Below are 10,918 nucleotides of genomic sequence, written 5' to 3'. Positions count from 1 at the left end.
GGCAGCCTGTAAATAATTTTCTTTTCTTACAAATCTTATAATTCAAGGCTTAATATCTGGATTTTTATATTCTGGGGTCCGAAACTCGCTACGCTCAGACATGCGGACCCCAGGAAGAATATAAAAATCCATTTATCAAGCTCTTGAATTTCATAAGATTTGTAAAGAAAAGAAAATCATTTACAGGCTGCCCAAGATATCAAATTTGCAAGGAACTACGATTGTGTATGATGTTGCGAAGTATGAGAAATATTATTAAATCATGTAGATAGTAAATATTGCGTGAGGTAGATGGTAAAAAATTATCATATAAAGTAATTGGTTTTCGTTGGTAAAACCGAAAGGATAATATTATGAAGAAGAGAATTAAATTATTTATTGCGATGTTTATATGCGGTGTGGTTATTACTGGGTGTATAAATACAAAGGTTCCTTCTGCAGATGAGTCTTCGCAAAATGAGGATGCAGATAATAAGGAAACAGCTGATGCGGCAGCAGGTGATAGTAGCATAAAAGGTTCTTCTGATGAAGCTGGTTCTAATAATGATGAAGAAGCCGCTTCATCAAATGTATCTGATAATAGCAATGAAGATGATACGGAGAATGTTACAGCTGCAGATGATATTGATGCTATTTCTGAAGATGGATATTACTATGATGTAGAAAGTGTTGTTTTATATCTTGATACCTATGATACGCTTCCTTCTAATTATATAACCAAAAGTGAAGCCAAGGCTCTTGGATGGGAAGGCGGATCTGTTGAAGATTATAAAGAGGGTGCTGCTATAGGGGGAGATTATTTTGGCAACAGAGAAGGTATCCTTCCTGATAACAGCTATACAGAATGTGATATAGATACGAATGGCAGCAGCTCAAGAGGAGCAAAGAGACTTGTTTTTTCTGATGATGGACAGTACTATTATACAGAGGATCATTATGATTCATTTATAGAGATTATCGTAACTGATGGCGAAATTGAGTATGGTGAGACATTTGGAGATTAACTCCTAAAATTGGTATCGCGAGCTCTACCAATTTAAGCCATTAGCCACTCGTTTCACTCGCGACATGAGGTTGATATGGATAAAGTATATACGATTGATTTAAATGAACTTGAAGATCTTGAAAAAGAGGAGATTTATGATCTTCTTAAGGAGAGCTTACATCTGCCTGATTATTGCGGGACCAATCTGGATGCTCTTTATGATGCTCTTACGGAAATGGGTGATTGTGTCATAAATATTCTTGATTGCAAAGTGCAAGATTCAGTAGAAGCTGACAATACTAAATATATAAATAAGATAAAAAAGGTATTTGAAGATGCAGCAGAGATCAATCCTTGTATAGATCTTCATATTATAAGTTCTTTGTATCTTTCCAGGTATCTTAGTCTTTATGATTATGAATATAAAAAAGGTAAGCATTATCTTAATGCAAGCAGAAGAAATCCAAAAAGACTTGTATATACAAAGTCAGAAAAGGATTTTGCTAATATGGTCGCTGATGCTGTAAGCTGCATTGTGATTTTAGATAATGAAGAAGATGGTGAGCCAAAGCTTCTTTTATCAAGAGAGTACAGATATCCAACTGGGCACATGCTTTTAAGTGTACCTGCAGGACTGATTGATGATGGGGATGTAGAAGAAGACAGTTCAATATGTTTTGCAACAACTCCTGCTCAAAGGGCAGCAGTCAGAGAGATAAGGGAAGAGACCGGTATAAAGCTTACTGACAAGGATATTGTAAAGACTGTAAATCCACTTGTATTCAGTACTCCCGGAATGACGGATGAAAGTAATGCGCTTGTAGGAGTAGTCATAAGGTCTGATATTAATGGCCAGTTAACTCAGGACGGAGCTGAAGGCTCTGAATGGTTTGACGGTTTTGAAATACTTACTAAGGACAAGGCAAGAGAAATCCTTAAAAAAGGTGTGGACGATAACGGCGTATTCTACAGCGTATATACTTGTATAGCACTGATGTATTTTGTTTCTGATCTTTGGAAAGAAGATTAACAACTTATGTTTTCATTAATGAGGGAGGAATAATATGGGACAGGTATTTGATACTATTAAGCAGCGTTCTTCAACAAGGGGATATACTAAAGATAAGGTATCTCAGTCAGAGCTTGATCAGATTCTGGAAGCTGGTCTTTGTGCGCCAACAGGTATGAACAAGCAGGAGATTCATTTTACAGTACTTGATGGGGATAATCCTATACTTGCTGAGATTGAAGCAGAGAAGAACAGACTTAGAAATCTTGATAAGGTAGAGCACAATTTTTATTATGAAGCTCCAACTCTTATACTTCTTAGTGCAGAGTCAGGCTTTAAATGGAGTCATGTTGATGCAGGAATTGCTGTAGAGAATATGGCAATTGCAGCTACAGAACTTGGACTTGGAAATCTTATCATAGGCTGTATCTACGATGCACTTAATGGAGAGAAGAAGTCTTATTTTGCACAGAAGTTAGCTCTTCCTGAGAATTACGATTTCGAGATCGCTCTTTCAGTTGGCCATAAGGCTGTTACAAAAGAGCCTCATACATTTGATAAAGACAAGCAGGTAACAGTGCTTTAAATAAAGATATTGATTACTTGTATAAAAGGTGAACTAAATTTTTTGCATACGTTTATAAGAGTCATAGAATCTGTGTGTTCTATGACTCTTTATTATTATGTGTAAAGTCTGAAATATCAGTTCTCTATATTTGAAGATCATTCGGATTTCTGAAATGCTTTCCTGTAGCTAAGTGGCAATAATCCTTTTGCACTGCTGAAAAGCTCTGCAAAATGCCCTAAAGATGAGTAGCCAACAGCCTTAGCAACTTCTGTAACGGGAAGGTCTGTATATGCCAGGAGGTGCTCGGCGTGATCAATGCGAACCTTTTGTATATAATCTGCTATTGTCATCCCATAATATGATTTGAAGGCATTCTTTAGTTTTGTGGTCCCCATGCATGCAATTTTGGCTAAGGAATCAATTGAAATCTTATCTGCGTAATGATTGTTTATATAAAGACCAAGGCTGTTAAGTAACTGAGTATCAGTTGAAGAAAGAGAAGTTTTGGCCTTTTCGTTTAGCTTTCTGTGATGCTCAAAAACAAGGCAGAGTGCCTCTCTTATCTTTGCATCGTAGAAAAGAGCTGCAGATGAAGCTGAGCCTTCATATTTCCATATATCCCATAGAAGTTTTTTCATTTCAGGGAAGTTGGCGGTTTCATCAATGCTCTTAAATGCTGTTTTAGGATCCACATAAGAAGGCCCAAAATTGTCCTTGAGAATCTGGTGAAAAAAGTCCGGGCGATATTCAATACCTATGGAACGAACAGGGATATTCCTGTGAATTAGGGCATGGAATGGCTTAAGTCCTCCAAGAAAGCTTTTGATAACATGACAATTTAAGCTTTTATATGGATTTAATTCTTCCCCTGAAATAGATTCATACCAGGTAATACTAAGGCACTCAGGCAAGTCCATATTTAATACAGCATCTTCTTTGTAAGAAAAATCATGGATTTTTATATTATATTGTCCGGGCATTTCATAGTACCAGTAATAGCCTGTTCCCAATTCCGGATTAAACTTAAAGCAGTCTCCTCCCGGAGGAAATCCTTTTGGAGCATCGCATGGATGAAAATTGGCTTTTTTAAATAATTCTCTATAGTATTCTTTATTATTATTGTTCATTTTGGTTCCAATCAGACAAACTAAGGTTAAAATCAGACTCAATGTGCTGTCTACAATTGTATCAATCATAGCCTTTGATTACAATACATGATTGAATGAAAATGAACGGAGGCGTGATGATTTATGAATAATAAAAAGGAGAAAAAGGGATTTCCTTTATTGATGGAATGGGCGGGCAAAGACAAGTATTTGATATATAATTCCGTCCTTTTTGCACTTTTTGCGAGTTTATGCGGTATTGTTCCGTACTTTATATTCTATAGGCTGATTGATTCGGCTGTGGACGGGACATTAAGTGCCGGATATGGTGTAAAGATGGCATGGATCCTTATTATATTTACTTTTATAAGAGTTATCTGTAATGCCGTCGCATCATTGTTTTCCCATAAGGGTGCTTATAATACCCTTTTTAAGGTCAGATGTATGGTAACTGAACATATGGCTAAAATGCCAATGGGTGCTTTGAATGAAAGAAGTCTTGGTGAGATCAAATGTGTTATGAATGAGAGCATTGAAAAGCTGGAATTGTTTTTAGCACATAATATTCCTGAACTTGTATTGTACTTATCGGGACCTGTAGTGATGTTCATCTGGCTTTTTTTAGTTGATCATAAATTGGCACTTATCAGTATTTTCCCTCTTGTATTTGTTGTCTTTGTGATGGTAGTCATGTTTATGAAATTTTTTAAGTATATGGATAGAATCAACTCATCGGCAGGGAGTCTATCGGGTACTGTGTCTGAATATGTTAATGGCATGAGGCTTATTAAAGCTTATAACATGAGCGTCAGATCATTCAAAAAGTATTCAGATGCAATTGAAGAGCAGTTCCATATGTGGAGTGATATTTCCAAAGCAACCGGTCCTTTATATGCCATATATGTGGTTCTTTTAGAGTGCGGAATACTATTTTTGGTTCCTGCAGGAGGATGGCTTTATGTGCATGGACATATTACTGCGGGAGTTCTTCTTTTGTTTTCATTTATAGGAACTCAATATCTTACGGATATAAGACCTTTGCAGGAGCTTTCTAACAATCTGTCTTTTGCATTAAATGGTGTTAATCAGGTAAAAGAAATACTGGATGTTCCTGTGTTTGAGGGTGGTCAGTCTTTTCCCAAAAAACATGATATATCAGTACAGAATGTGAGCTTTTCATATGACGATAAGCTAAATGTACTTGAAAATGTAAATCTTGAAATCGCTGAGGGTGAGCAGATTGCTCTTGTTGGAGCATCCGGAGAAGGGAAGACTACATTAGTTCAGCTTATCTCAAGATTTTATGATGTAAGTGAAGGTCAGATCCTGATAGGTGGGGTCAACGTGAAGGACATCAAATACGAGGAGCTCCTTCAGAATGTATCAGTGATTTTTCAGAATGCTTTTTTGACCAGAGGAACAATTTTTGAAAATATTGCCATGGGGAAAAAGACTACACTTGATGAAGTAAGAAAAGCGGCTAAACTTGCACAGATTGATGAGTTTATCATGTCTTTGCCAAAAGGCTACGAAACAAAGGTAGGCAATTTTGGAGGAAGATTTTCAGGAGGACAGAAACAAAGGATCTGTATTGCCAGAGCGATTCTAAAGGATGCACCAATACTGATATTAGATGAAGCAACAAGTGCGGCAGACCCTGAAAACCAGGTGGAGATCGATAAGGCAATAGCTAACCTTTGCAAGGGAAAGACTGTGATCATAGTAGCTCACAGACTGGGAATAACAGCTCTTTGCGATAGGGTGGCAGTAGTGGAAAAAAATACCGTCACAGATGTATTGCCGCTGCAGGACCTTATTTTGACAAATGAATATTTTAAAAAGAGCTGGGAAAGCTATACTGCTGCAAGAAATATAAGATATTCAGCTATGGGAGGTGGCATAAGTGAATAATGAATTATTTAAACCGGGTAAGCGCCTTAAGCTTGCTGTTGCAGGCGTAGTTACAGAAGGAATTATTTCCGGATGTAATTTTATGGTCTTATTAAAGGTATTGGAACTTATTTTTGGGAAAAATATAACTTTTGATGATATAAAAAAGGCCACCTTATATCTTGGAATAATATTTGCCTTAAGGATTATCCTGTATTCTGTATCATATACCCAAAGCCAGATAGGAGGTGCTGTTGTCAGTAAGAGATTAAGAGTGGCTTTGGGCGATAAACTTAGAAGAATTCCACTTGGGGCATTTTCAAAGCAGAGAGTTGGTTATTACATAAATGCAGCAACAAGTGAAGTGTCAGATTTTGAGCAGATTCTGACCCATAAGCTTGCAGATATCACAAAGTATAGTGTCCTTTTGGTGGTGCTTTCAGGATACTGTGCGTATCTGAATATTTATATTGGAATAATAATGTTCATGTCACTTATAATTCTTTTTCCAACCATTAAGCTTTCCATTATACAGGTTAAAAAGTACGGAACGGCCAAGAATCTTGCCCGTGAGGAAAATGTCAGTGCAATCACAGAGTATCTGACAGGAAGTCAGACACTTCGTTCATATGGACTTGCAGGTGAGAAAAATACTGCGCTTAGAAAGTCGATGAAGTATTTTTCAAATATCAGTTATATGTATGAAAGAGCTGTTATACCTATAGGTTTTGTTTTTATGTTTTTAGTATATGTAGGTGCGGCGGCTTCTATATATATTGCTGTAAACTCAGTGATCGCAGGAAGTCTTTCTATACCTCAGATGATCATTGTGGTAATGCTTTCACTTTTTTCCTGCAAGGTGGATGCAACTCTGTATATTAGCTTGGTGGCATATCGAAACCTTCTTATATCAAAAAATAAGATTTCAGGGATATTTGAAGAAGAGGAAGAAAAAGAGGTTTTAAGAAACTATACCCCCAAAAACTTTGATATAAGCTTTAGAGATGTATGCTTTGGATACGAGAAGGGGCAGGAGGTACTAGGTGGAATAAGTTTTGACATACCTGAAAACAAAATTACAGCTATTGTTGGCGATTCGGGTTCCGGGAAGTCTACGATCTTCAACCTTCTTTCTAAGTACTATGAGCCTGAGAAAGGCAAAATAATGATTGGAGGAAAAGATCTTTTGGATGCGAATGCAGAACAGGTGCTTTCGTATATCAGTCTTGTTGATCAGGATGTATTTTTGTTTAATGACACAATCAGGAATAATTTACTTTTTGCTTCGCCAGGAGCATCAGATGAAGAAGTGCTTGATGCTTGCCGCAGGGCAAATTGCAGTTTTATAGACCAGCTTCCTGATGGTATAGATACGGTTGTTGGCGAAAACGGAAATAAATTATCCGGAGGTGAAAGGCAACGTATTTCTGTAGCAAGGGCAATACTTAGAAAGAGTAGTATCGTACTTCTTGACGAAGCTACATCATCACTTGATATAGAGAATGAACTTCTTGTAAAGAAGGCTGTACTTAATTTGCTGACACTGGGTAAGACAGTTGTGATGATCGCACATACACTTCCTATAATCCAATCTGCAGATAAGATACTGGTCATAAAGGATGGAAAAGTAGCTGAGAGTGGTACTCACGAAGAACTCATAGAAATGAATGGAAAATATGCTTCTATGTGGAAGGCTTCAATGCAGGTTAAGTAAATAATTCAATATGGACACATAAAAGTAAAAATCGGACGAATCTGTAAGTCTACTATTGAATGAAAAGATAGATAATAGTAAGTTAGACAAAGCTAACAAATAATAAAAATAAAGAAAGGTTGGGGTTAAAAATATATAACGATAAACAGAAACTTAATGCGAAAGATTTAATAATAACTGGAGTTTTTGCAGTGCTATTTCTTATGGCAGTAATGATAGGTGGTGGTCCATTTGCATCTATACCAACGCTGACATTTTATTTTCCTATTGGAGCAGCTCTACTTGCGGGACCGATATTTATGCTATACATAGCAAAGGTACCAAAGGTTGGGGCACTTGCGATAATTGGCGTTGTTGAGTGTATCCTTGGCACTCTTACAGGAATGCATTGGGGTCTTAACTTTGGTATTTTGATCAGTTCAATAATTGCATCTTTTATTGCAGGTTCCAGGAAATTTGAGAATCCGACTTTTAATCTGATGGCATATATTGTTTATTGCATTGGACCTATGGGCACATATTTTGTATTCTTCTTCAATCGTGAATCATGGGTATCATTTATGCTTAAAAAGGGAACTGAGCAGGAATATATCGATAAAATGAGCGAAGTTGCCACCCCTGCAATGATGATTATCATGATAGTAGGAACCCTCATAGTGGCTACACTTAGCGGATTACTTGGACTTCGCCTTATGAAAAAGCAATTTATAAAGGCAGGTTTAGCTGCATGATCGCATTAGATCCAAGAAGTAAACTTATATTGATAGCTATTACAGTTTTATTTAGTATGCTTATACCAACCGGAATTTTTACGTGTATATGGATCTTTTTGATAACACTTCTTGGTATGTTTCTTGGCAGGGCCTGGAAAACACTTAGAGCCGCATTCTTGTTTGCGGCTCTTTGGCTTGTTTCGGTATATGTTCTTCCACAGATTAATGGTACAGCTCATACAAGTCTTTTGGTATGGCTTGGGCTGGTATTTAAATGTTATCCGTGCTGTATGCTTGCGGGCGTTGTAATTGGAACAACGCAGATCAGTGAATTTATGGCAGCAATGGCAAAGTGGAATGCTCCTCGCGAAGTTGTGATTCCGATTGCAATAATATTCAGATATTTTCCTGCTTTAAAAGAGGACTGGAATCATATAAGGGAAGCCATGGCTCTTAGAGGAATAAGTTTATCTCCAATATGCTTTTTGAAAAATCCGTCGGTTGTGATTGACGCTTTATACCTGCCTGTTTTAGTTACGGCATCCAAAACTGCGGATGAGTTGTCCGCTTCGGCTATTACAAGAGGCATAGAGAATCCCAAGAAAAGAACAAGCAGACTTGATATTAAATTCAGGTTAATTGATGGGGCTGTAATGCTTATCTTTTTGATTGTCTTTGCAGTTGCACAAGTTATGACTTCCTGATGAGCCAAAATGAAATTGTCAGCAGGAATCTATAAAAATGGAGAGCATGTATGAATATAGATTTTAAAAATGTGAGCTTTTCATATTCGGACAGGGAAAAAGGTGCCCTTAAGGATATAAATTTGAAAATCAGACAGGGAGAGTTTGTGCTTTTGGCAGGAGCATCCGGTTGTGGTAAAACCACGATCACAAGAATACTTAATGGTCTTATTCCGGGTTTCTATAATGGGAAGCTTGAAGGTAATGTATCTATAGACGGACGCAGCATAAGTGAGTATAAGACTTATGAGCTTGCATCTATGGTGGGAAGTGTTTTTCAAAATCCGAGAACCCAGTTTTTTAATGTTGATACTGATAGTGAAATTACTTTTGGCCTTGAGAATGCCGGTGTGCCATTAAATGAGATTAATGCAGTACTTGAAAAGGTTACAGATGAACTTGACCTGGAAAAATTAAGAGGAAGAGATATCTTTAAACTATCCGGCGGTGAAAAGCAGAAAATAGCATTTGCCAGTGTATATGCATCAGGGCCTGATCTCTATCTTATGGACGAACCATCTGCAAATCTTGATTCTGCCGGAATTGAAGGACTGAAACAATGTCTGGAAAAGATAAAAACCGAAGGAAAAACGGTTATGATTGCAGAACATAGATTATATTATCTTGCGCAATTGGTAGACAGAGTTGTTTATCTAAAGGATGGTAGAATTGAAAAAGAAATTAGTGGTGATGAATTTAGGTCCATGAGTGTAGAATCATTAAATCATATGGGACTTAGGACTAATCATTTTTTAAAGATGACAAGCAAGGATAAAAAAGAATGCAACGTGATTATATCTGATGAAACAATTAGTTTGAAAGATTTATCTATTGATTATGGAAAAAGAAGAGTTTTAAATAAACTAAATCATGACTTTCATAAGGGGAAAGTCTGTTGTGTTGCAGGTAGAAATGGAGTAGGTAAGAGTACCCTGCTTCGTACCATGAGTGGATTCATTAAGTGGAGTGAAGGTAATATCGTACAAAATGGGAAAGTGATATCTCTTAAAGAACTAAAAAAGAAGGCCTTTATGGTTATGCAGGATGTAAACTATCAGCTTTTTGCAGACTCTGTTCTTAATGAATGTATATTGGGAACAGAATCAAAAAGTGAGGATATGGCTTTAAAACTTCTTGATAAAATGGGACTTCTTGAATTTAAAAATCTGCATCCAAATACACTATCAGGTGGACAAAAGCAAAGACTTGCTATAGCTGTTAGTCTTATGATGGATAAAGAAATACTTCTTTTTGACGAGCCTACTAGCGGACTTGATTATAAAAATATGCGGCTTTGTGCAGATTTTTTGAAGAGACTTGCAGATAAGGGGAAAATAATAATTGTAGTAACTCATGATGAAGAATTTATGGATTGCTGTAGCGATGAGATATATCATTTAGCTTGAAAAATCAGGTCAATTGGAAAATCAGAAACAGAATATATACGAGGGTATCTTACAGATACGATTCTTTCTTGTCAAGATCGATTTAAAACATATATGGATTACTTTGGATTAAAATATATAGATTAAAATTTAAATGCACAAAGAATGATGGTGCTTTGTACTATGCTCTCAATTATGCGAGGGTTAAACAGAGCAACGTGAAGCTTGCTCATAAGAAATATATAGGATAGTACAATCATATTCGGCTCTTATTCGAATCCTTCGAATCCTAAATATGTCGTTGACCGCTTATCATAATTAAGATAAAATTATGATAGGCAAAAGCAAAAGGAGGTTATCTATGATAGCAATCAGAACAGCTCCCATTATATTGGTTATGAGAGTCAATACAGGAAATCCCGTCTTAACCGGAATAATACTTATAGCATATCGTGCTACTGCACCCAACGCACCTCCAAGTGCGACAAACAAAAAACTCATATCAACCTCGTGATCGTTAAAATTATAATTTAATATGTATCTAGTTTGTATACACACTCATTATATATACTTATCTCTGTCCTGAAGATTATGTAACATACGTCGTATTTCCATGATTTTTTTATTATCTCCATCCGGAATTACAACATAATAAATCGTATAGTTCTTAACATAAATTCTATAATATGGATAAGTGCGTTCCTTTAAAGAATGATATGGTTCAAATGACTCCGGATTGTTTAACCGTTCCAGAATCGCACTTTCGACATCATTTACAAGATCATTTGCAGCTTCCTTGTTGCAA

General features: G+C 36.6%; 10 protein-coding genes and 1 pseudogene. 8 read left to right on the top strand and 3 right to left on the bottom strand.

The features are described 5' to 3' along the window. Positions 1–353: 353 nt before the first annotated feature. The 3 genes from K6G87_RS18140 (at position 354) to K6G87_RS18130 (ending at position 2,580) form a co-directional block, all read left to right on the top strand. Positions 354–1,004, top strand: a complete 651-nt coding sequence (locus K6G87_RS18140; protein WP_296840426.1) for a ribonuclease domain-containing protein — start codon at positions 354–356, stop codon at positions 1,002–1,004. Between the two features lie 75 nt (positions 1,005–1,079). Further along, on the top strand, positions 1,080–2,015 hold the full coding sequence (locus K6G87_RS18135; RefSeq protein ID WP_296840424.1) for a barstar family protein: 936 nt from the start codon (positions 1,080–1,082) through the stop codon (positions 2,013–2,015). A gap of 34 nt (positions 2,016–2,049) precedes the next feature. Then, complete coding sequence (locus K6G87_RS18130; RefSeq protein ID WP_296840422.1) at positions 2,050–2,580, top strand: nitroreductase family protein; 531 nt, start codon at positions 2,050–2,052, stop codon at positions 2,578–2,580. 137 nt (positions 2,581–2,717) lie between these two features. Here the strand turns inward: K6G87_RS18130 and K6G87_RS18125 are convergent, their stop codons facing one another. After that, a complete protein-coding gene (locus K6G87_RS18125) occupies positions 2,718–3,689 on the bottom strand; it encodes a helix-turn-helix domain-containing protein (RefSeq protein WP_296840420.1) in 972 nt (323 codons plus the stop codon). A gap of 123 nt (positions 3,690–3,812) precedes the next feature. Between K6G87_RS18125 and K6G87_RS18120 the strand changes: the two genes are divergently transcribed. The 5 genes from K6G87_RS18120 to K6G87_RS18100 all read left to right on the top strand — a co-directional run bounded on the left by K6G87_RS18120 (position 3,813) and on the right by K6G87_RS18100 (position 10,134). Further along, positions 3,813–5,579 (top strand): ABC transporter ATP-binding protein, encoded by a 1,767-nt coding sequence (locus tag K6G87_RS18120; protein WP_296840418.1) that lies wholly within the window; start codon positions 3,813–3,815, stop codon positions 5,577–5,579. Beyond that, positions 5,572–7,272, top strand: a complete 1,701-nt coding sequence (locus K6G87_RS18115; protein WP_296840416.1) for an ABC transporter ATP-binding protein — start codon at positions 5,572–5,574, stop codon at positions 7,270–7,272. The genes K6G87_RS18120 and K6G87_RS18115 overlap by 8 nt, the downstream gene beginning before the upstream one ends. 119 nt (positions 7,273–7,391) lie before the next feature. Beyond that, complete coding sequence (locus tag K6G87_RS18110; protein WP_296840414.1) at positions 7,392–8,003, top strand: MptD family putative ECF transporter S component; 612 nt, start codon at positions 7,392–7,394, stop codon at positions 8,001–8,003. Beyond that, the gene (locus tag K6G87_RS18105; RefSeq protein WP_296840410.1) at positions 8,000–8,689 is read left to right on the top strand and encodes an energy-coupling factor transporter transmembrane component T; all 690 of its coding nucleotides are present in this window, start codon (positions 8,000–8,002) and stop codon (positions 8,687–8,689) included. The genes K6G87_RS18110 and K6G87_RS18105 overlap by 4 nt, the downstream gene beginning before the upstream one ends. Positions 8,690–8,739: 50 nt before the next feature. Next, positions 8,740–10,134 (top strand): ABC transporter ATP-binding protein, encoded by a 1,395-nt coding sequence (locus K6G87_RS18100; protein ID WP_296840408.1) that lies wholly within the window; start codon positions 8,740–8,742, stop codon positions 10,132–10,134. A gap of 339 nt (positions 10,135–10,473) precedes the next feature. On the opposite strand, the pseudogene K6G87_RS18095 reads toward K6G87_RS18100, so the two are convergent. Together K6G87_RS18095 and K6G87_RS18090 are read right to left on the bottom strand one after the other, a co-directional pair. Next, positions 10,474–10,614: pseudogene (locus tag K6G87_RS18095) on the bottom strand (CrcB family protein); the annotation flags it as partial. 60 nt (positions 10,615–10,674) lie between these two features. After that, positions 10,675–10,918: type II toxin-antitoxin system RelE/ParE family toxin (locus tag K6G87_RS18090; RefSeq protein ID WP_296840406.1), on the bottom strand; the 244-nt coding region annotated here is incomplete at its 5' end.

It is taken from the genome of Butyrivibrio sp. (genome assembly GCF_024699075.1).
The sequence above is the reverse complement of the archived record's forward strand: the minus strand, read 5'-3'. Positions and strand labels throughout refer to the sequence as shown.

What these genes read in the sequence shown, in the direction of transcription:
- K6G87_RS18120 (WP_296840418.1), top strand. Translation starts at nt 3,813, where the DNA reads ATGAATAATAAAAAGGAGAAAAAGGGATTTCCTTTATTGATGGAATGG.
- K6G87_RS18140 (WP_296840426.1), top strand. Translation starts at nt 354, where the DNA reads ATGAAGAAGAGAATTAAATTATTTATTGCGATGTTTATATGCGGTGTG.
- K6G87_RS18130 (WP_296840422.1), top strand. Translation starts at nt 2,050, where the DNA reads ATGGGACAGGTATTTGATACTATTAAGCAGCGTTCTTCAACAAGGGGA.
- K6G87_RS18105 (WP_296840410.1), top strand. Translation starts at nt 8,000, where the DNA reads ATGATCGCATTAGATCCAAGAAGTAAACTTATATTGATAGCTATTACA.
- K6G87_RS18100 (WP_296840408.1), top strand. Translation starts at nt 8,740, where the DNA reads ATGAATATAGATTTTAAAAATGTGAGCTTTTCATATTCGGACAGGGAA.
- K6G87_RS18135 (WP_296840424.1), top strand. Translation starts at nt 1,080, where the DNA reads ATGGATAAAGTATATACGATTGATTTAAATGAACTTGAAGATCTTGAA.
- K6G87_RS18125 (WP_296840420.1), bottom strand. Translation starts at nt 3,689, where the DNA reads ATGAACAATAATAATAAAGAATACTATAGAGAATTATTTAAAAAAGCC.